Origin of the sequence: Bradyrhizobium sp. 132 (assembly GCF_023074185.1) — a bacterium.
Classification (GTDB): Bacteria; Pseudomonadota; Alphaproteobacteria; order Rhizobiales; family Xanthobacteraceae; genus Bradyrhizobium.
This window is the reverse complement of record NZ_JADPKY010000157.1, coordinates 141,023-163,994: the sequence shown is the minus strand read 5'-3', so window position 1 is coordinate 163,994 and position 22,972 is coordinate 141,023. Positions and strand designations below refer to the sequence as shown.

At 64.4% G+C, this 22,972-nt stretch carries 24 protein-coding genes, 1 other RNA gene and 1 pseudogene; 12 read left to right on the top strand and 14 right to left on the bottom strand.

Annotation, left to right across the window (positions count from 1 at the left end; all coding sequences use genetic code 11):
* Window positions 1-35 precede the first annotated feature (35 nt).
* The 3 genes from IVA74_RS33805 (at window position 36) to IVA74_RS33795 (ending at window position 2,326) form a co-directional block, all read left to right on the top strand.
* Window positions 36-332 (top strand): nucleotidyltransferase family protein, encoded by a 297-nt coding sequence (locus IVA74_RS33805; protein WP_247351471.1) that lies wholly within the window; start codon window positions 36-38, stop codon window positions 330-332.
* Window positions 322-669, top strand: a complete 348-nt coding sequence (locus IVA74_RS33800) for a HepT-like ribonuclease domain-containing protein (RefSeq protein ID WP_247351469.1) — start codon at window positions 322-324, stop codon at window positions 667-669. Before IVA74_RS33805 ends, IVA74_RS33800 begins: the two co-directional genes overlap by 11 nt.
* Window positions 670-826: 157 nt before the next feature.
* Entirely contained in the window at window positions 827-2,326 is a 1,500-nt protein-coding gene (locus IVA74_RS33795) for a phosphomannomutase/phosphoglucomutase (RefSeq protein WP_247351468.1), read from the top strand.
* Window positions 2,327-2,438: 112 nt separating this feature from the next.
* Here IVA74_RS33795 and IVA74_RS33790 read toward each other — a convergent pair whose 3' ends face one another.
* The 11 genes from IVA74_RS33790 to IVA74_RS33740 all read right to left on the bottom strand — a co-directional run bounded on the left by IVA74_RS33790 (window position 2,439) and on the right by IVA74_RS33740 (window position 12,479).
* Window positions 2,439-2,948, bottom strand: coding sequence for an Lrp/AsnC family transcriptional regulator (locus IVA74_RS33790; protein ID WP_247351467.1), 510 nt, complete (start codon window positions 2,946-2,948; stop codon window positions 2,439-2,441).
* 67 nt (window positions 2,949-3,015) lie between these two features.
* Window positions 3,016-3,969, bottom strand: coding sequence for a sugar kinase (locus IVA74_RS33785; protein ID WP_247351466.1), 954 nt, complete (start codon window positions 3,967-3,969; stop codon window positions 3,016-3,018).
* Window positions 3,970-3,977: 8 nt separating this feature from the next.
* On the bottom strand, window positions 3,978-4,916 hold the full coding sequence (gene nudC, locus IVA74_RS33780) for an NAD(+) diphosphatase (protein WP_247351465.1): 939 nt from the start codon (window positions 4,914-4,916) through the stop codon (window positions 3,978-3,980).
* An 11-nt stretch (window positions 4,917-4,927) separates the two neighbouring features.
* Complete coding sequence (locus IVA74_RS33775) at window positions 4,928-5,347, bottom strand: HIT family protein (RefSeq protein WP_247351464.1); 420 nt, start codon at window positions 5,345-5,347, stop codon at window positions 4,928-4,930.
* A 166-nt stretch (window positions 5,348-5,513) separates the two neighbouring features.
* Entirely contained in the window at window positions 5,514-6,641 is a 1,128-nt protein-coding gene (locus IVA74_RS33770; protein ID WP_247351463.1) for a muconate cycloisomerase family protein, read from the bottom strand.
* Complete coding sequence (locus tag IVA74_RS33765; protein WP_247351462.1) at window positions 6,638-7,393, bottom strand: SDR family oxidoreductase; 756 nt, start codon at window positions 7,391-7,393, stop codon at window positions 6,638-6,640. The genes IVA74_RS33770 and IVA74_RS33765 overlap by 4 nt, the downstream gene beginning before the upstream one ends.
* Window positions 7,393-8,187 (bottom strand): amino acid ABC transporter ATP-binding protein, encoded by a 795-nt coding sequence (locus IVA74_RS33760; protein ID WP_247351460.1) that lies wholly within the window; start codon window positions 8,185-8,187, stop codon window positions 7,393-7,395. The genes IVA74_RS33765 and IVA74_RS33760 overlap by 1 nt, the downstream gene beginning before the upstream one ends.
* Entirely contained in the window at window positions 8,184-8,846 is a 663-nt protein-coding gene (locus IVA74_RS33755) for an amino acid ABC transporter permease (RefSeq protein WP_247351458.1), read from the bottom strand. The genes IVA74_RS33760 and IVA74_RS33755 overlap by 4 nt, the downstream gene beginning before the upstream one ends.
* A 159-nt stretch (window positions 8,847-9,005) precedes the next feature.
* Complete coding sequence (locus tag IVA74_RS33750; RefSeq protein ID WP_247351457.1) at window positions 9,006-9,854, bottom strand: transporter substrate-binding domain-containing protein; 849 nt, start codon at window positions 9,852-9,854, stop codon at window positions 9,006-9,008.
* A gap of 433 nt (window positions 9,855-10,287) precedes the next feature.
* The gene (locus tag IVA74_RS33745; protein ID WP_247351454.1) at window positions 10,288-11,781 is read right to left on the bottom strand and encodes a catalase; all 1,494 of its coding nucleotides are present in this window, start codon (window positions 11,779-11,781) and stop codon (window positions 10,288-10,290) included.
* Window positions 11,782-11,837: 56 nt separating this feature from the next.
* Window positions 11,838-12,479, bottom strand: a complete 642-nt coding sequence (locus tag IVA74_RS33740; RefSeq protein WP_247351451.1) for an HD domain-containing protein — start codon at window positions 12,477-12,479, stop codon at window positions 11,838-11,840.
* 103 nt (window positions 12,480-12,582) lie between these two features.
* Between IVA74_RS33740 and IVA74_RS33735 the strand changes: the two are divergent.
* The 6 genes and pseudogenes from IVA74_RS33735 to IVA74_RS33710 all read left to right on the top strand — a co-directional run bounded on the left by IVA74_RS33735 (window position 12,583) and on the right by IVA74_RS33710 (window position 17,127).
* A pseudogene (locus IVA74_RS33735) lies at window positions 12,583-13,582 on the top strand (GlxA family transcriptional regulator).
* 105 nt (window positions 13,583-13,687) lie between these two features.
* Window positions 13,688-13,784: signal recognition particle sRNA small type (ffs, locus tag IVA74_RS33730), an RNA gene on the top strand.
* 92 nt (window positions 13,785-13,876) lie between these two features.
* Complete coding sequence (locus IVA74_RS33725; RefSeq protein ID WP_247351449.1) at window positions 13,877-15,712, top strand: DNA polymerase III subunit gamma/tau; 1,836 nt, start codon at window positions 13,877-13,879, stop codon at window positions 15,710-15,712.
* 26 nt (window positions 15,713-15,738) lie between these two features.
* A complete protein-coding gene (locus IVA74_RS33720) occupies window positions 15,739-16,059 on the top strand; it encodes a YbaB/EbfC family nucleoid-associated protein (protein WP_247351448.1) in 321 nt (106 codons plus the stop codon).
* Between the two features lies 1 nt (window position 16,060).
* Window positions 16,061-16,663 (top strand): recombination mediator RecR, encoded by a 603-nt coding sequence (gene recR / locus IVA74_RS33715; protein WP_247351446.1) that lies wholly within the window; start codon window positions 16,061-16,063, stop codon window positions 16,661-16,663.
* A 26-nt stretch (window positions 16,664-16,689) separates the two neighbouring features.
* A complete protein-coding gene (locus IVA74_RS33710) occupies window positions 16,690-17,127 on the top strand; it encodes a hypothetical protein (RefSeq protein ID WP_247351445.1) in 438 nt (145 codons plus the stop codon).
* Between the two features lie 114 nt (window positions 17,128-17,241).
* Here IVA74_RS33710 and IVA74_RS33705 read toward each other — a convergent pair whose 3' ends face one another.
* The 3 genes from IVA74_RS33705 to rmuC form a co-directional block, all read right to left on the bottom strand.
* Entirely contained in the window at window positions 17,242-18,603 is a 1,362-nt protein-coding gene (locus IVA74_RS33705; RefSeq protein ID WP_247351444.1) for an MFS transporter, read from the bottom strand.
* Window positions 18,604-18,689: 86 nt separating this feature from the next.
* Window positions 18,690-18,992 carry a GIY-YIG nuclease family protein gene (locus tag IVA74_RS33700; RefSeq protein WP_247351443.1) on the bottom strand — a complete coding sequence of 101 codons (303 nt, stop codon included), beginning with the start codon at window positions 18,990-18,992 and terminating at the stop codon, window positions 18,690-18,692.
* A 78-nt stretch (window positions 18,993-19,070) separates the two neighbouring features.
* Complete coding sequence (gene rmuC, locus IVA74_RS33695) at window positions 19,071-20,270, bottom strand: DNA recombination protein RmuC (protein WP_247351442.1); 1,200 nt, start codon at window positions 20,268-20,270, stop codon at window positions 19,071-19,073.
* 171 nt (window positions 20,271-20,441) lie between these two features.
* Between rmuC and def the strand changes: the two genes are divergently transcribed.
* From def to truA, 3 genes are all read left to right on the top strand, one after another.
* Window positions 20,442-20,966 (top strand): peptide deformylase, encoded by a 525-nt coding sequence (gene def, locus IVA74_RS33690; protein ID WP_247351440.1) that lies wholly within the window; start codon window positions 20,442-20,444, stop codon window positions 20,964-20,966.
* Between the two features lie 202 nt (window positions 20,967-21,168).
* Complete coding sequence (gene fmt, locus IVA74_RS33685; protein WP_247351439.1) at window positions 21,169-22,104, top strand: methionyl-tRNA formyltransferase; 936 nt, start codon at window positions 21,169-21,171, stop codon at window positions 22,102-22,104.
* A gap of 120 nt (window positions 22,105-22,224) precedes the next feature.
* Window positions 22,225-22,962: a tRNA pseudouridine(38-40) synthase TruA gene (gene truA, locus IVA74_RS33680; protein WP_247351504.1), complete on the top strand. Its 738-nt coding sequence runs from the start codon at window positions 22,225-22,227 to the stop codon at window positions 22,960-22,962.
* Window positions 22,963-22,972: the final 10 nt, after the last annotated feature.

Genomic DNA, 22,972 nt, shown 5'->3' with positions numbered 1-22,972 from the left:
TCCCGCTGGGGCGGGCGGAGTGCTATATTCCGCCAATGAACAGTCCCGATGCGATTGCCATCCTGCGACAGTCCGAACCTGCCCTGCGCGAGCGGGGCGTTTTGCATGCCGCGTTGTTTGGCTCGGTGGCGAGGGGCGAAAGCCATTCCGGCAGTGATGTCGATATCATAGTCGAGATCGATCCCGATGCGCGGATCACGATCTTCGATTACGTTGAGCTCAAGGAATATATTGCCAATCTTTTTGACGAGCCCGTTGACGTCGTCAACCGCGACGGCCTGAAATCATACCTCGCTCCCGCAGCGACGGCTGACGCTGTCTATGCCTTCTGATCGCATCGAGGGGACTCTCCGCGACGTCTTGCATCACATCGATCTGGCGATCAAGTTCGCCGGAGGCCTTGATCGCGATGCGTTCGCGGCGGATCTACGGGCCGTCTATGCGGTAACACGGTGCCTGGAGATTATTTCAGAAGCATCTCGCCGCCTGCCTGATGACTTGAAAACGAGGCACCCAGCAATCGCGTGGAAGCAGATGGCGGCTGCGGACAATGTCTATCGCCACAACTATGAGGACGTTGCAGCCCGTTTTGTGTGGGAGACGGTTCAACAGGCACTTCCGCCCCTAAGGGCGGTCGTTGAAGAGGAGATTGCACGCCTGCAGAGTTAGCCCATTCTGGTCAGAGATGCATATCACGTCGCGGGTACAAACCCCGTTACCAAACCGCCGCAATTATCCGCCATAAGCCTTCATTCCCGCCTTCCGCTGCGGCCCGGCATTCGCTAAGGCTGCACCAAATCCTGCCTCATTTCGCGAGACCGTCTCAATGTTTCCCAAGCCGAAATCCGTCTTGCTGCCCAACACTTACGCCTTCGAATCCGAGCCGATGGTGAAGGCCACGGGTTTTCGCGAATACGACGCGCGCTGGTTGTTCCAGAAGGAAATCAACCTGATGGGAATCCAGGCGCTCGGCATGGGGCTGGGTGCGCTGATCGCCGAGCTCGGGGTCAAGCAAGAGATCGTCACCGGTCATGATTTCCGCGGCTATTCGGCCTCGATCAAATACGCGCTGATCTCCGGCCTGATGGCAGCAGGCTGCAAGGTGCACGACATCGGGCTCGCGGTGACGCCGATGGCCTATTTTGCGCAGTTCGATCTCGACGTGCCCTGCTGCGCCATGGTCACAGCCTCGCACAACGACAATGGCTGGACCGGCGTGAAGATGGGCGCCAATCGCCCGCTGACCTTCGGTCCCGATGAGATGACGCGGCTGAAGGAGATCGTGCTGGGCGCCGAGTTCAAGAACAAGGCCGGCGGCTCCTACCAGTTTCACGAGAATTATCCGGCGCGCTACATCGCCGATCTTACCAGCCGTCCGAAGCTCAAGCGCAAGCTCAAGGTCGTCGCGGCCTGCGGCAACGGCACCGCCGGCGCGTTCGCGCCGCAGGTGCTTGAAGCGATCGGCTGCGAGGTGATTCCGCTCGACACCGAGCTCGACCACACTTTCCCGAAATACAATCCGAACCCTGAAGACATGGAGATGCTGCACGCCATCCGCGACGCGGTGCTGCAGCACAAGGCCGATGTCGGCCTCGGCTTCGACGGTGACGGCGATCGCTGCGGCGTCGTCGACAACACCGGCGAGGAGATCTTTGCCGACAAGGTCGGCGTGATGCTGGCGCGCGACATGTCGGCGATCCACAAGGACGCGCAGTTCGTCGTCGACGTGAAGTCGACCGGCCTGTTCGTGACCGATCCGGTGCTGCAGAAGCAGGGCGCGAAGGTCGCCTACTGGAAAACCGGCCATTCCTACATGAAGCGCCGCACCCACGAGATGGGCGCGCTCGCCGGCTTCGAGAAGTCCGGCCATTTCTTCTTCAACAAGCCGTATGGCCGCGGCTATGACGACGGCCTGGTATCGGCGATCGCGATCTGCGACATGCTCGACCGCGCGCCCGGCAAGTCGATGGCCGACCTGAAGAACGCGCTGCCAAAAACCTGGTCGTCGCCGACCATGTCGCCGCATTGCGCCGACGAGACCAAATACGGTGTCATCGACAAGGTGGTGAAGCACTTCGAGGGCTTGCAGGCGAAGGGTGCCAAGATCGGCGGCCAGTCGATCCGCGACCTCGTCACCGTCAACGGCGTACGCGTCACGGTCGAGGACGGCAGCTGGGGCCTGGTGCGCGCCTCCTCCAACAAGCCCGAGCTCGTCGTCGTGGTCGAGAGCCCGGTCTCCGAGCAGCGCATGCACGACATGTTCGAGATGGTGAATAGCGTGCTGCGCACGCATCCCGAAGTCGGCGAGTACAATCAGAAGATCTGAGGCGCGAGGCTAGCGTCACTTGCTGTCATGCCCCGGCTTGACCGGCTTGACCGGGGCATCCAGTACGCCGCGGCCTCAAGCCGGGCGATGACAGCGTCTGCGCGGTGAGACCCTACGCCGTCACCACAGCCGGGATCGGCAGCGTGGTCACCGACTTGATCTTCTCCATCGCGAAGCGCGAGGTAACGTTCTTCAGCGGCACGGCGCTGATCAGCTTCTTGTAGAACACGTCATAGGCCTGCATGTCCGCGACCACGACGCGCAGCATGTAGTCGACGTCGCCGGCCATACGATAGAACTCCATCACCTCAGGCATGGCGCTGACGGCTTCGGCGAACTTCTTCAGCCAGGCGTCGGAATGGTCGGCGCTCTCCACCGACACGAACACTGAGATGCCGAGCCCGATCTTGTTCTGGTCGACCAGCGCCACCCGCTTGATGATCACGCCGTCGGCCTCCAGGCGCTGGATACGCTTCCAGCACGGGGTCGAGGACAGGCCGACGCGGTCGCCGATCTCGGCGACGGACAGGGAGGCATCGTCCTGAAGCACCATCAGAATCTTGCGGTCGATGGCGTCGAGGCGGCGGCTGGTCTCGGGGATCTGGACAGCGAGATCGGTCATTTGAAGAACTTTGTTCCATTTCGAGGGGCGTTTTCCCTGATATAGAGAAAATCTTTCTATAGCAAGTCTATAATCTCGGCGCTCGATCGAGCGCCGTCGCCTGCGACATGCTTAAAAGCTTTTCAACTTCAATACGTTGCGGAGACGCCATGCCGCCGCCATGGCGGGTGCATTTCAACGCCGCGGCGGCCGCGGCGAATTGCAGCGCCTCCCGCACGCCGCCGCCTTCGGCGAGACGTAGCGTGAAGGCGCCATGGAACACGTCGCCGGCGCCGAGCGTATCGACGGCCTGAACCGCGAACGCCGGCATCCCCTCCAGCTCCCCCGCCTCGTTAAGCCAGATCGTGCCGCGCGGGCCGCGGGTGGCGGCGAGGAAGGCGGGCGTGAGCGCGGCCAAGCGCTTCAACGCTGCGCCGTCATCGGCGATGCAGGCCGTCTCCTGCACCTGTTCGCTGGCAAACAGCAGGTGCGAGGCGACCGTGAGCAGGCTGTCCTGCAACGACATCGCGCGATCGACGCCAACGATGACGGCAATGCCGTGCCGGCGTGCCTCCGCGCAGAGCGAGGTCGCGAACGTGGCGCAGCGGCTTTCGACGAGAACCGCCCGGCAATCGGCGAGCAGTGCGTCGGCGTCCGGCAGCTTCACGGTCGACAGCGCCGGATCTCGATAGATGGTGAGCGTTCGTTCGCCCGACGGATCGATCATGATCGCCGAGACAGGCGTCATCAGCCCCGGCATGCGCACGATTTGTGTGGTCTCGATGCCTTCAGCTTCCATCCGTTCGAGGATGAAGCCGCTCGAAATCTCCCGGGCATCGCCCATGGGGCCCGCGAAAGAGACGCGGCCGCCAAGCCGCGCCATGGCGATTGCGGCATTGAGCGCGTTGCCGCCGCAGATCTCCGCGAGATGGGTGGCATTCGCCTTGCTGCCGCGCGCGGGCACGGCCTCGACCCGAAAGGTCAGGTCGCGCACGGGAATGCCGATGCAGAGGATGCGCGGCGCGATCCCTGATGCAGCCATCGGCGGTCTCAGCTCTTGCCGTGCACCCAGCGGCCGAGCAGGTGATGGGCGATGGCGAACGGGTGCGGACCGGCGAGCCCGTCGGGATGCGTCCGCGTCAGCATCAGGGCTGCCTCCTCGCGCGTGAACCAGCGCGCATCCTCCAGCTCGGAATGATCGACGACGATGTCCTCGCTCACGGCCCGCGCGCTGCAGCCGATCATCAGCGACGACGGGTAGGGCCAGGGCTGGGTCATGTAATATTGCACGTCGGTGCAGCGGATCCCGGACTCTTCGAGGATCTCGCGGCGCACCGCGTCCTCGATGGTTTCGGCGGCCTCGACGAAGCCGGCGAGGCACGAATACATGCCCGGCGGAAACTGCTTCTGGCGGCCGAGCAGGCATTTTTCGCCGGAGGCGACGTGCATGATCACGACAGGGTCGGTGCGCGGGAAATGCTCGGCCTTGCAACTCGGGCATTCGCGCTTCCAGCCGCCTTCCTTCATCCCGGTCCGCGTGCCGCAATTGGCGCAATAGCCGTGGCGCTGATGCCAGCTCACCATCGATTTCGCCATTGCGATCGCCGACAGCTCCTCGGGGCGAACTGCGCCCTGCATCGCCATGCCGCGCAGCTCGGTGAGGGCGTAGTCTTCGCGCCCGACCAGCTTCTCGGACGCGGCCTGCGACAGGCCCATGCCGAACATGGCGGCGCCGTCGCGCAGACCCAAGAAGATCGTACCGGGATTGGCGCCGCATTTCAGCGCCTCGTCGATGCCCAGCAGGGCGCGCATTTTTTCGCCCTCGCGCTTCACCAGCAGCGAGTCGCGGTAGACGATATAGGCGCGCGACGACGGCTTCTGCTCCATCGCGAACAGCTTTTCGTCGTCGCGGCGCAGATGCGCGGCGCGGTCGAGAATGTTGGTGACGAAGGCCGGTTGTCCCAGCGGAAACGAGTCGAATGCTGACATTTCTTGTTCTTTCAACCCAACCAGATCTTGCGGCGAAGCGCGCTGATGAAATTCTGCACCTCTGTGGCATCGTGCGCCAAGGGCTGCATCACGCCCCAGACCGGCCGCGGCCAGGCGGCGTCGCCGGTGCGGCGCGCGATGATATGGACGTGAAGCTGCGGCACGAGATTGCCGAGCGCCGCGATGTTGAGCTTGTCGCAGTTGGTGATCTCCTTCAGCGCGCGCGAGACGCGGGAGATCTCCGTCATCAATTGCGCTTGCTGCACCTCGTCGAGATCGATGATCTCGACCGCATCCATGCGCCGCGGCACCAGCAGCAGCCAGGGATAATGTGCGTCCTTGATGACCAGCACCTTGGACAGCGGCAAATCGCCGATGTCGATGGTGTCCTCTTTCAGGCGGGAGTGCAGCGACCAGGCGGGTTCGGACATGTATGTTTCCAGATTGCCCGGCGACCGGGCTCGTTCGGTCGGACCATACGATACCGATTCCGATAGGGGAAGGATCGGGGCTCCGCTGCCGCTGCATACTCGCTCGTCGTCCTGGACAAGCGAAACGCTGATCTAGGACCCCCGCGCGAGCGTTTGCGGGAGGCGTCTACGCCTCCGCCAGCACGCGCGCGTTGGTGCGGATCGAGGCTTCGCTGACGCGGATGCCGAGGCCGGGGCCATCGGGCACCACGACGTGGCCGCCGCGGTTGGCGACGCGCTCTTCGAGCACGTCCTCGGTCAGCACATGATGCGGCATGTAGAATTCGCAGCCGAGTGAGATGCCGGGTGTTGCCGCGATCAGCTGCGTGCCGGCGGCCAGCCCGATGCCGCCTTCCCACAACGTGCCGCCATAACCGGGCAGGCCGGCGATGTCGGCGATCGCCATGATCGCCTGGGCCTCGAACAGGCCGCCGGCCTTCATCAACTTGATCGAGACGGCGTCTGCCGCCTCGCGGCGCACCACCTCCATCATGTCGCGGCGATCGAAGCAGCTTTCGTCGGCGAGCACGGGCGTTTCCAGCGCCGCCGTGAGCTGCGCCATCACGTCGAGATATTTGCGTGGCACCGGCTGCTCGATGAAGGTCGGCGCGAACTGCTCGACGTCGCGCAGGATCTTGATGGCGCCGAACGGCGCCAGCGCCTGGTTGTAGTCGACGCGCAGATCGACCTTGTCGCCGAACTCGTTGCGGATCGCCTCGAGATGATCGAGGTCCTCGCGATGCGGCTTCACGCCGGTCTTGACCTTGTAAATGACGTTGCCGTCCGGAACCATCGTTCGCATGCGTTCGAGATCGGCGGTGAAATCCGGATCGGCGATGGAGAACGACAGCGGGATCGTGTCGCGCACGCGGCCGCCGAGCAAATCGGCGACCGAAAGTCCCGACGACTTGCCGACGATGTCGAGCAGCGCCATCTCGATCGCGACCTTGGCCTCGGCATGTCCGACCAGCGCACGGTCGAGCTCAGCCATCAGCGCGCGGATGCGGCGCACCGGCTTGCCCAGCACGATCGGCCGCAAATAGATGTCGAGCGCAGAAAACGCCGCTTCCGGCGTTCCCGTGAACACCTCCCACGGGGCAGCCTCGCCCCAGCCGATCACGCCGCCGCTCGAGGTGACCTCGATCAGCACGCGCTTCACCGTGCCCTTGACGTTGCCGACGCCCTGGAGGCGCGCCATCTTGATCGGGCTTTCGATCAGGAACAGCCTGATGCGTTCGACGGTCGCTTCGATCATGTCAGGCCTCCATTGACGTGCCAAACCTGGCCGGTGACGTAGGATGCTTTTGGTGACGCCAGGAAGGCGATGATCTCGGCGACTTCCTCCGGTCGTCCGCGACGCCCCATCGGGATCAGCGCCTCGGTTGCGGCGATCTGCTCGGGCGAAAGCCTGCTCTCGCTCGGTCTGTCCTTGAGGATGAGGCCCGGCGCGACCGCGTTGACGGTGATGCCGTCCTGGGCGAGCTCGACCGCAGTGAGGCGCACCAGGACTTCGAGCGCGGCGCGGCTTGCGGCGGTCGCGGCGAACGGCGCGAATTCAGGCCGGATCGCATGCGCCACGAACGACGACACCGCGACGATCCGCGCATCGTGTCCCGCCCGCAACAGCGGGAGCGCGGCGTCGACCAGGCGCGTGAACGCCAGCGCCGATTCGTCCATCGCCTGGTGGAACTGATCCGCCGGCGTGCCGATCGCGCTGCCGCGGCGGGCATGCCCGCCGACCAGGATCAATCCATCGAGCCGCCCAAAGGCGACTTGGGCGGCGGCGATGGCGTCGGTGGCGGCTGTTTCTTCAGCGAGATCGCCGAGGCATTTTGCGACGATCGCGCCTTGCGCTTCGGCTTCCGCCGCCGTGGCGTCGAGGCCGGCTGCATTGGAGCGCGTGTGCAGCAGCAAAGCGTTGCCGGGGGCGGCGAGCAGTTTTGCGGTGGCGCGGCCGATGCCGCTGGCGGCGCCGGTGACGAGATAGGCGCGATCGATATCTGGCATCACGTTGTTGCGTTGGCCGGCGGAAGCGTGCCGGTGCGGTGGAAATGGCTGAGGAAGGCGCGCGTCGCCGCTTGCTGCGGATTGTCGATCACTTGTCGCGCCGGGCCTTCCTCGACCACGACGCCGTCGCGCATGAAGATCAGGCGGTCGGCGACTTCGCGGGCAAAGGCGATCTCGTGGGTCACGATCACCATGGTCATGCCTTCGGAGGCAAGGCGCTGAATGACGGCGAGCACCTCGCCGACCAACTCGGGGTCGAGCGCAGAGGTCGCCTCATCGAACAGCATCACGTCCGGCTCCATGGCGAGCGCGCGGGCGATCGCGACGCGCTGCTTCTGTCCGCCGGACAGCGTTGCCGGATATTGGTCCGCCTTCTCCGCAAGCCCCACCTTGGCAAGCTGGGCCCGCGCCAGCTTCTCGGCGTCAGCCTTGGCCATGCGGCGCACCGTGATCGGTCCCTCCATCACGTTCTGGAGCGTCGTCATGTGCGGAAACAGATTAAAGTGCTGGAACACCATGCCGGTGGTGGCGCGGAATCGTGCCAGCGTCTTCACATCGGGGAGCTTCGTACTCTCTCCGAACGAGAAGCGCGTGTCGCCGACGCGAACGCTGCCGCCGTCGGGCGTCACCAGGAGATTGACGCAGCGGAGCAGCGTCGACTTGCCGGAGCCGGACGGTCCGATCAGCGCCACGACGCCGCCCTTGGCGACGTCCAGGCTGATGCTCTTCAAAACCTCGTTGCTGCCAAAGCTCTTGCGCAGGCCGCGGATCTCGATTTTCGACGTGTCGCTCATTCGCTGACCGCCAGTCGCTTCTCGCCGCGCCGGACCATGATGGTCAGGGGAATCAGGATTGCCGCATAGGCGACCGCGACGGCGGTGTAGGTCTCCAGCGGACGGTAGCTGTCATGGGCCGCGACCTGGCTCTGATAGACCAGGTCGGGCACCGCCAGTACCGAGACCAGGGAGGTGTTCTTGAACTGGATGATCGATTGGTTCATCAGCGCCGGGATCATGCGCTTGATTGCCTGCGGCAGCACGATGCGCCTCATGCTCTGTCCCGGCGTCATGCCCAGCGCGGCGCCGGCTTCGGACTGGCCACGGTCGATCGAGATGATGCCGCCGCGGATGATCTCCGAATAGAACGAACCGCCATAGAGCGAGAGCGCCAGCGCCGAGGCCGTGATCGGCGTCATCTCGACTCCGGCCAGGATCGGCAGCGCGTAATAGAACCAGATCAGCTGCACCAGGATCGGCGTGCACCGGAACGCCTCGATGAAGGTCAGCGCGAGCAAACGCACCGCCTTGAAGCGCGACAGGGTGCCGAAGGCGCCGAACAGGCCGAATACGAGACCGAGCACGACGATGACCACGGTGAAGCCGACGGTGACGCCGAGCCCGTTGAGAAAGAGCCAGCGATAGCTCCAGAGGATGCTGAAGTCCCACTGATACATGCGTGCTTTCTTGCTTCACCTCTCCCGCTTGCGGGTGAGGGCTCTGTCCTCACGGGGGTTCTTGGTTGTGGAGACACCCTCACCCCGACCCTCTCCCGCAAGCGGGAGAGGGAGCGCACCGCGCCTTGCGGGCTGAGCTCGACCCGAACTCATCACACCTTACAGCGAAACACCCGGCGGAATGTCCGCTTCGGTCACGCCCACCAGCTCCATGTTGGTGATGATCGCGTTGCGGATGAAGCCGAGGCCCTTGTTGAAGTCGATCCAGGTGTTGACGTAGTCGCGCCAGGTCTTGTCGCTCTCGCGGCGGAAGCCGGCATTGGACGTCGTGGCGAAGATCGGCGTCGGCAGCACGAACTGGCCGAGCGAGGGATTCTTCTTCAGGACGGTCAGCGACAGCATGGTGATCAGGCACTGCGCGTCGACGCGGCCGGTCTGGAGCGCGGCGGTGGCGTCGTCGGCGGACTTCAGGCGCGATATCTGCGCCTTCGGCGTCAGGCGGCTGACCACCTGGTCGTGCGACGAGCCTTGGTCGACGGCGATCTTGACGTCGGGCGAGTTGAGCTCGGCCCAGCTCTTCGGCTTGAAATCCTTCTTGCAGAGGATGCCGAAGGCGTTGTTGAAGACCGGCACCGAGAAGTCGACCACCAGCGCGCGTTTCGGGGTCGGGTTGAGGCCGAAGAAGATGTCGATCTTGTTGGATTGGAGATCGAGCACCGAATTGCCCCAGGTGGTCTCGGTGATGTCGAGCTCGGCCTCCATGTCGTCGGCGAGCGCCTTGGCGATGTCGACGTAAAAACCCTTCCACTGGCCGCTGGCGAGGTCCTTCATGTAATAGGGCGCGCCGCCGCCGACCGCGCCGATCCGCATCTTCTTGGTGCGGCGAATGCGGGCGAAGGTCGATTCGTTGGGATCCGCTGCGGTCTGCGCCACGGCCGGGGAGGCCAGCGTGGCCGCAGCCATCGCGCCAAGTCCGACAATCGATGCGACATCACGACGTGTAACCATTTTGAGGAATCGCTTTTCTGGTTGGATGAAGGTGTGTGATTGATCTTGCGCGAAAATTCCCATCAATCGGCGTCAGCCGGCTGAAAAATGATATGGATCGGACTTTCGCGCACCCTTTGTTTTGGTTCCGGCAGGATTTCATAGAAAGGCGCTGCCGGGCGGGCCCTGTCAAGACTCGATTGCCTCAGGGATGAGCGGGCCTCGAAGATAGGCACGGAGCCTATCGGCGTGACGCATTCCGAGGCGAATGTCCGCATCTGCGCCTGGTGCGAGAGTGGCGCGGCGATGCCTGGCACGGCCCGGCGAGCGGCTCGGTTCAAGCTATTTTCGCGAAAAAATTGAGAGGCTTCGGTGGCTCGCTTTAAAAATGCGAACGGCACCTGTCGGTGCCGTTCGCCGAAGACGACGAGAGGTCGGTCAGGATCGGCCGATCCTATTCTGTAGCCTTTTCTGCAGCCTTTTTTGCAGCCTTGGCGCGAACAGTCGCAAGACGCGTCAACGCGTCGCGGACGCCCGCGCCGTAGGCGGGATCGGCTCTGGTGCAATTGGCGATGTGCCGTTCCTGGATCGGGATGGCCGCCGCTCCGACAGCGCGCGCCGTGTTGTCGAACAAGGCCTGCCGCTGCTCAGCGTTCATCTTGCGAAAGAGGTCGCCGGGCTGCCGATAATGATCGTCGTCGATGCGGTGATCCCAATGTGCCGCTGCACCGTCGATCTCGAGCGGCGGCTCGTTGAGATCGGACTGGTCCGTCCATTCGCCGCGGCTGTTCGGGAAGTAGGTCGGCGTGCCCCCGAGATTGCCGTCGGTCCGCATTGCGCCGTCGCGATGGTAGCTGTGATACGGACATTTCGGCGCGTTGACCGGGATCAGATGATGGTTGACGCCGAGGCGATAGCGCGCCGCGTCTCCGTAGGAGAACAGCCTTGCCTGCAGCATCTTGTCGGGCGAGAAGCCGATGCCCGGAACGACATGAGCCGGCGAGAAGGATGCCTGCTCGACCTCGGCGAAGACATTTTCCGGATTGCGGTTCAGTTCGAAATAGCCGACCTCGACCAGTGGGAAGTCCGCCTTGGGCCAGACCTTGGTCAGGTCGAACGGGTTGAAGGCAAATGCCTTGGCCTGATCGTCGGTCATGATCTGCACGAACATCGTCCAGCGCGGGAAATCGCCGCGTTCGATGCTCTCGAACAGGTCGCGCTGGTGAGTCTCGCGGTCCTTGCCGATGAGTGCTTCAGCCTCGGCATCAGTCAGGTTTTCGACGCCTTGCTCCGTCCGGAAGTGAAATTTCACCCAGGTCCGCTCATTGGCGGCATTGATGAAGCTGTAGGTGTGGCTGCCGAAGCCATGCATATGCCGGAAGCTTCTGGGAAGGCCGCGCTCGCTCATCACGATGGTGACCTGATGCAGGGCTTCCGGTAACAGCGTCCAGAAGTCCCAATTGTTGTCGGCGCTGCGCATTCCGGTCCGGGGATCGCGCTTGATCGCATGATTGAGGTCGGGAAAGCGCAGCGGATCGCGGAAGAAGAACACGGGCGTGTTGTTGCCCACCATGTCCCAATTGCCTTCCTCGGTGTAGAACTTGAGCGCAAAGCCGCGGATGTCGCGCTCGGCGTCGGCCGCGCCGCGCTCGCCGGCGACCGTCGAGAGGCGCGCGAACATCGGCGTCACCTTGCCGATCTCTGAGAAGATCCTCGCCTTGGTATAGCCTGAGATGTCATGGGTGACCGTGAAGGTCCCGAAGGCGCCGGATCCCTTGGCATGCATGCGTCGCTCGGGAATCACCTCGCGATCGAAATGGGCGAGCTTCTCGATCAGCCAGACATCCTGCAACAATGCGGGGCCACGGCGGCCGGCGGTCATGATGTTGAGATTGTCGCTGACGGGAGCTCCCGTCGCGTGCGTGAGGTGGGGGCGTTTATCGCTCATGTCGTACTTCCTGATCGGTGATTGAGGCGCGGATTTGCAACGGGCACGAAGTGCGTTCAGCCGTGCCAATGGGAGTTGCGGATGACGCTGCAGAAATTGCCACGATGGAAATGCGGCTCCTTGTCGGCGATGACATCGGCCTTGACGTTGCCGAACGTCGTATCCGGCCGGTGCTTGATGCCGTCGTAGAAGGCCTGGATGATGTCTTCCTTGAAGTGCGGTGTGCGCGGAAACGCCTTCACGACTGCCGTGCGCTCTTCGTCGGAATATTCGCCGTAGGTCAGTCCGAGAACGTCCATCTCGACGCCTGCGGTCACCAGCGCGACGACAGGGTGCATGTGCTGAGGGACGCCCGGCGTCGTGTGCAGGGCGATCGCGGTCCAGACGGTGTAGGCATCGGCTTCCGAAATGCCGTGGCTACGCAGGAACGCGCGCGCGGCGTGCGCGCCGTCGACCTCGAACCGCTCGTGCTTGCTGCCATGGTGCGGCATCAGGCCGATGTCGTGAAACATGGCGCCGGCGTAAAGCAGTTCGCGGTCGAATGTCAGTCCGCGGCGGACGCCCGCTATCGCGCCGAATTGGTAGACGCGGCTGGAATGGTTGAAGAGCAGGTCGGTTTCGGTGTCGCGGATGTATTCGGTGATGGCACGCGCCAGCCTGCTGTCGGGAATGACGGTGGCCTCGATGATGTCTGACATGATCAGCTCCTGAAATTTCGGTCGCGTGCATCGTAAATCCCGGCTAGTCTGTCTGGAATCGACGTAATGCGTCTAAAACGGACAAATCCGGACCGAGGCGGCCATGGGCGCGAAACCGAAGCCAAGAACGATCGTGATCGTGGCGCTGCCGGGAGTGCAGTTGCTCGACGTTGCCGGACCACTCGACGTGTTTGCCGAAGCGAACGTGCAGGCCGGCTATCCGGCCTATGCCTTGTTCGTGGGCGGCGCGGAGCCGGGGCCGATCCGCAGCTCCTCAGGCATCCGGCTGATGCCTGACCGGATCGTCGACCGTGACTTCCAGGACCCCATCGACACCTTGCTGGTGGCGGGATGCCCGAACGCCGCCGAAGTCCCTGCGGATGGACGCGTGGTCGACTGGCTTCGGCGACGGGCTTCGAGGACCCGTAGATTCGGCTCGGTGTGCAGCGGGGCGTTCTTTCTTGCCGCCGCCGGTCTTCTGGATGGCAGGCGGGTCACGACGCATTGGGCGGTCGCAGACATGCTGGCCAGCAGATTCCCATCGGTCACGGTGGACAAGGATGCCATCTACGTCATCGACGGAAAGCTCCGCACAGCCGCCGGCGTGACTGCGGGGCTCGATCTCGCGCTGGCACTGGTCGAGGAAGATCTCGGACGCGATACGGCCATGAAGGTCGCAAGCCAGCTCGTGATGTTCTTCAAGCGCCCGGGTGGGCAGATGCAGTTCACCCGCAAGGGCGAGGTTGTCCCCGCCGGCCGCGCCGCGCTGCAGGAGCTGCAGCGCTGGGTCGCCGCCAATCCCGCTGGATCACAGCGTTGCCAGCCTGGCGACGCGCATGGAGCTCAGCCCGAGGCATTTTGCGCGGCTGTTCCGCGCCGAGGTGGGGGTCACGCCTGCGACCTGGGTCGAAGAGGCCCGCGTCAACGCGGCGCGACGGCTGCTCGAGTTTGGCAATGAAGCCCCGAAGCAGGTGGCGCTGCATTGTGGATTTGCCGACGCCGATACGCTGCGCCGCGCATTCCATCGTCACGTCGGCGTGACGCCCGCGGAGTACCGCAAGCGATTTGCGCGAATCACGGAGGTTCCAGGCAGCGGACCCTGAGCCGTTGTCAGCGGCCCAAATGGTTCGACGGGCCGCCCCGCCGGGTGCGCGGGACCGACGCATACCCGCTTGCTTTCCGGCCCTTTTGGCCCCAAATAGGGACCGGGAGATTGGCGGTGGACGAGCCACTCGCCAACCGGGTCAGGTCCGGAAGGAAGCAGCCCTAACGAGGTCCGGATCGGGTCGCTCGTCAGTCTCCTACTTGTTTTTCGAGCGAATTGCGCCGGCGCAAAACCGCCAGCGCGCTCCTTTCCGCAAACGCCGGCTGAAAGACATTCCATTGCGGATCGACCGATGACCGACGCCGGCGCCCCTCCCAATTCCGATAGCGCCAGCCAGGCCGGCTTTGCCCTCGGCGCCCAGCCGGGAACGCCCTACCGGGTGCTGGCGCGGAAATACCGCCCTTCCTCGTTCGACGATCTGATCGGCCAGGAGGCTGTGGTCCGCACCGTCTCCAATGCGTTCGAGACCGGCCGCATTCCGCAGGCCTGGATCCTCACCGGCGTTCGCGGGGTCGGCAAGACCACCACCGCGCGCATTCTTGCCCGTGCGCTCAACTACGAGATGCCGGATAATTCGGTGAAGGGCCCGACCGTCCACATGCCGACGCTCGGCGTGCACTGCCAGGCGATCATGGAAAGCCGGCACATGGACGTGCTGGAGATGGACGCGGCCTCGCATACCGGCGTCGACGACGTCCGCCAGATCAATGACAGCGTGCGCTACGCGCCGGCCAGCGCCCGCTACAAGGTCTACATCATCGACGAAGTCCACATGCTGTCGACGGCGGCGTTCAACGCGTTCCTGAAGACGCTGGAAGAACCTCCGGAGCACGCCAAATTCGTGTTCGCCACGACGGAGATCCGCAAGGTTCCGGTCACGGTGCTGTCGCGCTGCCAGCGTTTCGACCTGCGCCGGGTCGAGGCCGACGTGCTGATGAAGCATCTCGCCAACATCGCGGCCAAGGAAAACGTCGAGATCGAGCCGGAGGCGCTCGGAATCATCGCGCGCGCAGCGGAAGGCTCGGTGCGCGATTCGCTCTCGCTGCTCGATCAGGCGATCGCGCATGCAGCAGGCACCGTGAAGGCCGATGCTATCAGGCAGATGCTGGGGCTCGCCGACCGCACCCGCGTCATCGACCTTTTTGACTCTCTGGCGCGTGGCGACATCGCCAGCGCCTTCAGGGAGTTCCGCGACCAGTACGACGTCGGCGCCGATCCGATCGTCGTGCTCTCGGATCTCGCCGAGTTCGTCAATTTCGTCACCCGCGTGAAGATCGTGCCGGCGACCGCCGACAACGTCGCCTATGGCGAGACCGAGCGCGTGCGCGCGCGGGATTTCGCCTCGAAGATCTCGATGCGCGTGCTGTCGCGGATGTGGCAGATGCTGCTCAAGGGCATCACCGAGGTGCAGGCCGCGACGCGGCCCGCGGCAGCCGCCGAGATGGTGCTGGTGCGCATCGCCTATGTCGCCGACCTGCCGACGCCGGACGAGGCGCTCAAGATGCTGGAGCAGGGCGGAGGCGGTTCGCCGGTCGTGAGCGGTGGCGGTGCCGCGCGTAGCGCGCCGGTTGCGTCCGCTGCGCCCGTTCGCATGCCGAATTCGTCTCCGTCCTCGTTTGGCGGCGGCGGTGGGGCCCGTCCGCAGATGGCAGCGCCCGCCGCTGACCCGCAAGGCGCGACGCCCGCGCTGCGCGTCACGAGCTTCACCCAGCTCGTCGCGCTCGCCGGCCAGAGGCGCGACCTCATGATCAAGGGCGCGCTCGAAGGCGACATGCGTCTCGTCCGTTTCGAGGAGGGCCGGCTGGAAGTCGCGCTCGAGCCCAACGCCTCCAAGACCATGATTTCCGACCTCGCGCGAAAATTCGAGCTGTGGACCGGGCGCCGCTGGACCGTGATCGTCTCCAACGAGCAAGGCCAGCCGACGCTGCGGTCGGTGAACCAGGCGGCCAAGCAGGAACATGCGCGCACTGCGGAGGCCGATCCGCGCGTGCGGGAGGTGCTGTCGCGTTTTCCGGGTGCGAAGGTCGTCGAAGTCCGCAGGCTTGCCCCCGAGGCGCCGGCATCCGATATTAACGCCGACTATGGCAGTGACGATCCGCCCGACGGTTCCGACGGCGACGATCTCTAGAGCCTAGCTTTCCAAGGACAGCACCGATGGTCGATATTTTCGGCATGATGAAGCAGGCGCAGCAGCTGCAGTCCAAGATGCAGGAGATGCAGGACCAACTCGCCAACGTCGAGGTCGAGGGCATTTCCGGCGGCGGTCTCGTCGCCGTGCGTATGACCGCGAAGATGGACGTCAAGGGCGTCAGGATCGATCACTCGCTGATGAAGGTCGAAGAGCGCGAGGTGCTCGAGGATCTGCTCGTCACCGCGTTCGGTGACGCCCGCCGCAAGGCGGAGGCCGCCATGCAGGAGAAGATGCAGGCGCTGACGGGCGGGCTCAGCCTGCCGCCGGGGATGTTCGGCCAGTAATATGGGCGCTGTTGCGGGTCCCGAAATCGAGCGGCTGGTCCAGCTTCTCGCGCGGCTGCCGGGCCTCGGTCCGCGCTCGGCGCGGCGCGCTGCGCTGCATCTAATCAAGAAGCGCGAGGCGCTGATGATGCCGCTGTCCTCGGCGATGCAGGTCGCGCTCGAGAAGGTCCAGGTCTGCAAGACCTGCGGCAACATCGATACGCAAAGTCCCTGCACGGTCTGCCTCGATCCGAGGCGCGATCCCTCGATCATCGTCGTCGTCGCCGACGTTGCCGATCTCTGGGCGCTGGAGCGGGCCAATGCCACCCACGGGCGCTACCATGTGCTGGGCGCGACGTTGTCGCCGCTCGACGGTGTCGGCCCGCAGGACCTCACCATCGAGGCGCTGGTGGCGCGCGCGCATGACACGCAGGTGCATGAAGTCATCCTGGCGCTGAATGCCACCGTCGATGGCCAGACCACGGCGCATTACATCACCGACCTGCTTCAGGACGCCAACGTAAAAGTAACCCGGCTCGCGCATGGTGTGCCGGTCGGCGGCGAGCTTGATTATCTCGATGAAGGTACGCTATCGGCCGCGATGCGGCAGCGCACCTTGTTCTAGCCATCCAGACTTACGGAACGAACGACATGACGAAACTTTTCGCCACACGATGGGCTTTGGTCGCAACGATGATGACGCTGGGGACACCGGCCATCTCCGCGCAGCAGGATGACGGGGCTCCGCCGCCGGCGAAGCCCGGCAAGCTGATCAATGCCGGCGAGGTGCTCTCGGGCGAGCTGAACACGATGAAAGTGCGCGACGTCAAGAACGTCGGCAAGCGGGTTGCGACCTACCAGATCACCACCGAACCGCGCCGGCTGCCGCCGCCGAGCGGGCTGTGCAATCTCGAGACCGGGCCCGAAACCTTCCAGCTCGTTCCCAGCGGCGACGCGCAGGCCGCACAGTTGAAGACGTTCGCCGGCAAGGAGATCTCGGTCAAGGTCGACGAAATCGCCTGCGCCAGCGATCCCGGCCAGATGAGCGAAGCCGTGATCACGAAGTGGAGTTTGATCAAGAAGCAGTAGGGGCCTCCGTCGTCATTGCGAGGAGCACTTGCGACGAAGCAATCCAGACTGTCTTCGCGGCGGCAGTCTGGATTGCTTCGCTTCGCTCGCAATGACGAACGTGAGAGAGCCGACCTAAACCCTTATCGGGCCCAGCGCGTCAAAGTGCCCGCGCTTCTGCAGCCAGACCAGCAGCACCAGGCTCGGGATCGCCACCAGCATGCAGATCACGAAGAACATCGGCCAGCCGGTCGTATCCGCCACGAAGCCGGCGCCTGATGACAGATAGGTCCGCCCTACCGCGGCAAGCGCGGTGAGCAGCGCATATTGCGTCGCCGTGTGCAGAGGGTTCTGGCAGAGTGCCGAAAGATAGGCGACGAAGATCACCGTGCCGATGGCGCTGGTGAAATTCTCAGCTGTGATGGCGAAGGCGAGCGCCCATTGGCTGGTGCCGACCAAGGCCAGCCAGGAGAAGGAGAGGTTCGCGAGCGCCTGCACCACGCCGCCGATCCAAAGGCTGGTCGCAAGCGAATAGCGCCGCGCGACGAAGCCGCCGGCAAAGCCGCCGATCAGCGTCGCCGCGAGGCCGACGCCCTTCACGATCGCCGCATAGTCGTTGCGGGAGAAGCCGAGGTCGATCACGAACGGCGCGGTCATCGTTCCGGAGAAGGCGTCGGTGAACTTGAACAGCACGACGAAGGCGAGCGCGGCGAGCGCGTCCTTCCGCGTCAGGAATTCCGAGAAGGCGCCGATCGCCGCGCGCAGCACGCGTGCGAACGCGGTCTCCGTTTGCGTTGCGGCTTCCGCCCGCACCGACTGCTCGGGCTCGGTCGCGACCAGTGCGGTGATCGTCCCGATCAGCACCATTCCCGCCATCACCACATAGCCCCACATCCAGGCCGATGTGCGGGTGATGCCGGTGCTCTCGAAACCCGAAACGATGAACAGCGCACCGGCGGTCGAGACCAGCATGCCGATGCGATAGGCCGCGACATAGGACGCCATGCCGGCGGCCTGCTCGCTCTCCGGCAGGCTCTCGACGCGGAAGGCGTCGACCACGATGTCCTGCGTCGACGAGGTCGTCGCCACCAGCAATGCGCCAAGCGCGACGAAGAACGGCGAGCGCGCGGGGTCGGTCAGCGCCAGCAGCAGGATCGCGACGATCAGCAGCGATTGCGAGAACAGCAGCCAGCCGCGCCGCCGCCCGAACGCGCGCGTGAACAGCGGCACGTGCAGCGCGTCCACCAGCGGCGCCCACAGGAATTTCAGCGTGTAGGGCGTGCCGACCAGCGCAAACAGCCCGATGGTTTTGAGATCGACGCCAGATTCCCGCATCCACACCAGCAGCGTCGAGCCCGACAGCGCCAGCGGCAGCCCGGACGAGAAGCCGAGGAACAGCACGATCAGCACCCGCGGTTGCAGGTAAACGGCAAGGCTGTCACGCCAGGAGGGGGGCGCGTCAGCGGTGGCGGAAGAGGTCGCGTCGGGTGCGGTCATGGGAGGGTGTTAGCAGATTCTGGCGGCCACAAGCGAGGTGTCGTCGCCCGGCTTGACCGGGCGATCCAGTATTCCAGAGGCAGGGGTTATGGGGGACCTGCTATCTCCGGATAAAGATCATTCCAGTCCGGATTGTCTTTCTCGATCAGCGCGATCTTCCATGCTCGCTTCCATTTCTTGAGTCGCTTCTCGCGCCTGATCGCGTTCTCGGGATCATCGAACTGCTCGAAGTAGACGAGCCTGACGACGTCGTACTGCTCTGTGAAGCTCTCAATCAGCTTTGATTTGTGTTCCGCTACCCGGCGGATGAGATCATTGGTCACGCCGATATAGAGGGTGCCGCCGATCTTGCTAGCGAGTATGTAGACGTAGTAGCTGCGCGTTCCCATTTGGCGTCTCTGGAATACTGGGTCGCCCGGTCAAGCCGGACGACGACAGCCGAGATTGTGGCGGCAGTCTCGAACAGGTCACTCCCCCGCCTGGAGCTTTCTTGGGAACAGCTCCGGCGCGCCGGTCGTCACCAGATGCGGGCCTTCGGGTGCGTCGGTCTTGCTGAAATCGAGCTCCTCGATCCGGCCCGCGCGCTTCTCGATCTTGTCGGCGGAGATCAGCACCTGCCGCACGTCCTCGTTCGCGTCGGCAAAGTGCTTCTGCAATTTCACCACGCGATCCCTGAGGCGGCCGAGGTCGTCGCCGAGCTTGATCACTTCGGTGCGGATCTGATCGGCGGCATCGCGCATGCGCGCGTCCTTCATGATCTGCTGCATCACCTGGATCGCCAGCATCAGCAGCGATGGTGACACCAGCACGACGCGGGCGCGATAGGCCTTCTGGATCACGTCGTCGAAGCCGTCATGGATCTCGGCGTAGACCGATTCCGACGGCACGAACATCAACGCCATTTCCTGGGTCTCGCCGGCGACGAGGTATTTCTCGGCGATGTCGCTGACATGCTTCATCACGTCGCTGCGCAGCCGCTGCGTGGCGACGCGCCGTTCCTCGTCGGTGCGGGCATCGTGCAGCGCAGTCATCGCTTCCAGCGGGAATTTCGCGTCGATGCAGAGCGGACGCTGGTCGGGCAGGAACACGACGCAGTCGGGCCGCTTGCCGGTCGAGAGCGTGAACTGGAACTCGTAAGCCCCCTTCGGCAGACCGTCCTGAACGATCGCCTCCATCCGCGCCTGACCGAAGGCGCCGCGCGACTGCTTGTTGGCGAGCACGTCGCGCAAGGATGTCACCTGCGTGGTGAGGTCGGTGAGGTTCTTGTGCGCGCTGTCGATGATGCCGAGCCGCTCGTGCAGGGCGCGCAGGCTATCCATGGTGTTGCGCGTGGTGTTTTCCATCGATTGGCCGACGCGGTGGGTCACCGAATCCAGCCGTTCGTTGACCGCGCGCGCCATGTCGGCCTGGCGGCCGGCGAGCGTCTGGGTCATGGCATCGACCCGGCCCGAAGCCTCGCCCTGGGCGTGCAGCACTTGGCTCAGGCGCTCCTCGAGCTCGTCGGCGCGGATGGCGTTGGCCATCGCAAGTTCCGCGCCGCGCCGTCCAGAGCGCGCGATCACGACGGCGATCACCACCATCAGGATGAGGACGAGCGCGCCGAAGCCGATCAGCGCGTCCACGGTGCGCACTGGCCAGTCGCCGAGCATGAAAATGATCTCGTTCATGCCCCTGCTTCTAGCCGATTCGCTGCGCGGCACGAACGAATAGCGAACATTTATGGTAAATGCCCCGTTAATTTTTACGGTTAACGAAACCTGAAGTTTTATGGTTAGCGGAGGGTTAACGGGGTTCCGGGCCGGATTGACCGCATCGGGCGCGCGGCTTAAATCGCGGCCATGGCCCTCAGAGAAATCATCATCCTGCCCGACAAGCAGCTGCGTCTGGTCTCCAAGCCGATCGAGAAGGTCACGCCGGAGATCCGCAAGCTTGCCGACGACATGTTCGAGACCATGTACGACGCGCCCGGCATCGGGCTTGCGGCGATCCAGATCGCGCAGCCGTTGCGGCTGATTACCATGGACCTTGCCAAGCCCGACCAGGACGGCGAGACCAAGCCCGAGCCGCGGGTCTTCATCAATCCGGAAATCATCGCCTCCTCCGAGGAGCTGTCGGTCTACGAGGAAGGCTGCCTGTCGATCCCCGAATATTACGAGGAGGTCGAACGTCCCGCGAAAGTGCGGGTGCGCTTCACCGATCTCGACGGCAAGGTGCACGAGGAGGACGCCGCAGGCATCTACGCCACCTGCATCCAGCACGAGATCGACCATCTCAACGGCGTGCTGTTCGTCGATTACCTGTCAAAACTCAAGCGCGACCGCGTGATCAAGAAGTTCGAGAAGGCCGCCAAGCGCGCGGAGTGAGGTTTAGTGCTGCCTCGTACTCCCCTGCACTCCCTCCCCCCTTGTGGGGGAGGGCTAGGGAGAGGGGTAGCCCAGGCGGAAGTCTGTCCATGATCCGAATCAAATGCGTGCGCGAAAGCTCAAACCGAGAGAGCGCGTCGTGTGGCACCCCTCTCCCTAGCCCTCCCCCACAAGGGGGGAGGGAACGTACCGAGTGCTTGTCATGCCCCTCCGCCTGATCTTCATGGGCACGCCCGATTTCTCCGTGCCGACGCTGCTCGAGCTCGTCGCGCATGGCCACGAGATCGCGGCCGTGTATACGCGCACGCCGAAGCCCGGCGGCCGGCGCGGCCTGCAATTGCAGCCGACCCCGGTGGAAGAGGCCGCACGAAAACTCGGCGTTCCCGTGCTGACGCCGAAGACGTTGAAAACCGAGGGGGCGCTGGCAGAATTTCGTGCCTTCGACGCCGATGCGGCCGTCGTCGTCGCCTATGGCATGATCCTGCCGCAGGCGATCCTCGATGCGCCAAAGCTCGGCTGCTACAATCTGCATGCTTCGCTGTTGCCACGCTGGCGCGGTGCTGCTCCCATCAACCGCGCGATCATGGCCGGCGATGCCGAGAGCGGCGTGATGGTCATGAAGATGGATGTCGGCCTCGATACCGGCGACGTTGCCATGGCCGAGCGCCTTGCAATCACTGACACCATGACTGCGGTCGATCTGCACGACCGCCTGTCCCGGCTCGGCGCCGATCTGATGGTGCGCGCCATGGCCGCGCTCGCCCGCGGCGGGCTTCAGCTCAAGCAGCAGAGCGAGGACGGCGTCACCTATGCCGCCAAGATCGACAAGGCCGAAGCGCGGATCGACTGGACCAGGCCGGCGCGCGAGGTGCTGCGCCACATCCACGGCCTGTCGCCGTTCCCCGGCGCCTGGGCCGAGCTCACGGGGGTGAGCGAGAACGCGCGCGTAAAAATCCTGCGCTGTGAATTGGCGAAGGGTTCGGGTAGGCCGGGCGAGGTGCTCGACGATCACCTCACCATTGCCTGCGGCGATGGCGCAATCCGCCTTATCGAGCTCCAGCGCGAAGGCAAGGCGCGCATGCAGGCCGCCGACTTCCTGCGCGGCGTGCCGCTGAAGACCGGCGCCAAATTCACCTGACGCTGTCATACCCCGCGAAGGCGGGGTATCCAGTACGCCGAGGCTTCTCGGTCGAACGGATAGGCTGCGGAGTACTGGATCGCCCGGTCGAGCCGGACGATGACAGCGAAACTGGACAAGATGCCACGCTACAAGCTCACTATCGAATATGACGGCGCGCCGTTCTTCGGCTGGCAGGTGCAGGAGACGCTGCCGTCGGTGCAGGGTGCGCTGGAGGCTGCCGTCAAGGCGATGACCGGCGCGGATGCGCGCGTGCACGGCGCCGGACGCACCGATGCCGGCGTGCATGCGCGAGGCCAGGTCGCGCATGTCGATATCGACAAGCAGTTTCCGCAGGGCCGTTTTCGCGACGGCTTGAATGCGCATCTGCGCCCGCATCCGGTCGCGGTGCTCGAGGCGGAGATCGTGCCTGATACCTTCGAGGCGCGCTTCTCGGCCGTGAAGCGTCACTACCGCTACCGCATCGTCAACACCCGCGCCAATCTCGCGCTCGATGTCGGCCACGCCTGGCGCGTGCCGCGCCGGCTCGATGCCGATGCGATGCACGCGGCGGGGCAGCGCCTGCTCGGCAAGCACGATTTCACGACGTTTCGCGACACCGAGTGCCAGGCCAAATCGCCGGAGAAGACGCTCGACCAGCTTGACGTAGAGCGCGACGGCCGCGAGCTGACGGTGATCACCTCGGCGCGCTCATTCCTGCATAGCCAGGTGCGCTCGATGGTGGGGTCGCTGATGTGGGTCGGCGAGGGACGCTGGACCGCCGACGATCTCTCCGCAGCGCTCGCCGCGCGCAACCGCGCCGCCTGCGGCATCGTCGCCCCGCCGGACGGGCTGTATCTGATGAAGGTGGATTACTGAGAGGAGGGCG

Bases quoted from the DNA above. Each gene is read 5' to 3' on its own strand.
- truA (WP_247351504.1), top strand. From the start codon at position 22,225: ATGCCACGCTACAAGCTCACTATCGAATATGACGGCGCGCCGTTCTTC.
- fmt (WP_247351439.1), top strand. From the start codon at position 21,169: ATGCCCCTCCGCCTGATCTTCATGGGCACGCCCGATTTCTCCGTGCCG.
- IVA74_RS33800 (WP_247351469.1), top strand. From the start codon at position 322: ATGCCTTCTGATCGCATCGAGGGGACTCTCCGCGACGTCTTGCATCAC.
- IVA74_RS33775 (WP_247351464.1), bottom strand. From the start codon at position 5,347: ATGTCCGAACCCGCCTGGTCGCTGCACTCCCGCCTGAAAGAGGACACC.
- IVA74_RS33710 (WP_247351445.1), top strand. From the start codon at position 16,690: ATGACGAAACTTTTCGCCACACGATGGGCTTTGGTCGCAACGATGATG.
- recR (WP_247351446.1), top strand. From the start codon at position 16,061: ATGGGCGCTGTTGCGGGTCCCGAAATCGAGCGGCTGGTCCAGCTTCTC.
- IVA74_RS33785 (WP_247351466.1), bottom strand. From the start codon at position 3,969: ATGGCTGCATCAGGGATCGCGCCGCGCATCCTCTGCATCGGCATTCCC.
- IVA74_RS33770 (WP_247351463.1), bottom strand. From the start codon at position 6,641: ATGATCGAAGCGACCGTCGAACGCATCAGGCTGTTCCTGATCGAAAGC.
- IVA74_RS33765 (WP_247351462.1), bottom strand. From the start codon at position 7,393: ATGCCAGATATCGATCGCGCCTATCTCGTCACCGGCGCCGCCAGCGGC.
- IVA74_RS33700 (WP_247351443.1), bottom strand. From the start codon at position 18,992: ATGGGAACGCGCAGCTACTACGTCTACATACTCGCTAGCAAGATCGGC.
- IVA74_RS33755 (WP_247351458.1), bottom strand. From the start codon at position 8,846: ATGTATCAGTGGGACTTCAGCATCCTCTGGAGCTATCGCTGGCTCTTT.
- IVA74_RS33805 (WP_247351471.1), top strand. From the start codon at position 36: ATGAACAGTCCCGATGCGATTGCCATCCTGCGACAGTCCGAACCTGCC.
- IVA74_RS33760 (WP_247351460.1), bottom strand. From the start codon at position 8,187: ATGAGCGACACGTCGAAAATCGAGATCCGCGGCCTGCGCAAGAGCTTT.
- IVA74_RS33720 (WP_247351448.1), top strand. From the start codon at position 15,739: ATGGTCGATATTTTCGGCATGATGAAGCAGGCGCAGCAGCTGCAGTCC.
- IVA74_RS33745 (WP_247351454.1), bottom strand. From the start codon at position 11,781: ATGAGCGATAAACGCCCCCACCTCACGCACGCGACGGGAGCTCCCGTC.
- IVA74_RS33740 (WP_247351451.1), bottom strand. From the start codon at position 12,479: ATGTCAGACATCATCGAGGCCACCGTCATTCCCGACAGCAGGCTGGCG.
- IVA74_RS33725 (WP_247351449.1), top strand. From the start codon at position 13,877: ATGACCGACGCCGGCGCCCCTCCCAATTCCGATAGCGCCAGCCAGGCC.
- rmuC (WP_247351442.1), bottom strand. From the start codon at position 20,270: ATGAACGAGATCATTTTCATGCTCGGCGACTGGCCAGTGCGCACCGTG.
- IVA74_RS33750 (WP_247351457.1), bottom strand. From the start codon at position 9,854: ATGGTTACACGTCGTGATGTCGCATCGATTGTCGGACTTGGCGCGATG.
- def (WP_247351440.1), top strand. From the start codon at position 20,442: ATGGCCCTCAGAGAAATCATCATCCTGCCCGACAAGCAGCTGCGTCTG.
- IVA74_RS33705 (WP_247351444.1), bottom strand. From the start codon at position 18,603: ATGACCGCACCCGACGCGACCTCTTCCGCCACCGCTGACGCGCCCCCC.
- IVA74_RS33795 (WP_247351468.1), top strand. From the start codon at position 827: ATGTTTCCCAAGCCGAAATCCGTCTTGCTGCCCAACACTTACGCCTTC.
- nudC (WP_247351465.1), bottom strand. From the start codon at position 4,916: ATGTCAGCATTCGACTCGTTTCCGCTGGGACAACCGGCCTTCGTCACC.
- IVA74_RS33790 (WP_247351467.1), bottom strand. From the start codon at position 2,948: ATGACCGATCTCGCTGTCCAGATCCCCGAGACCAGCCGCCGCCTCGAC.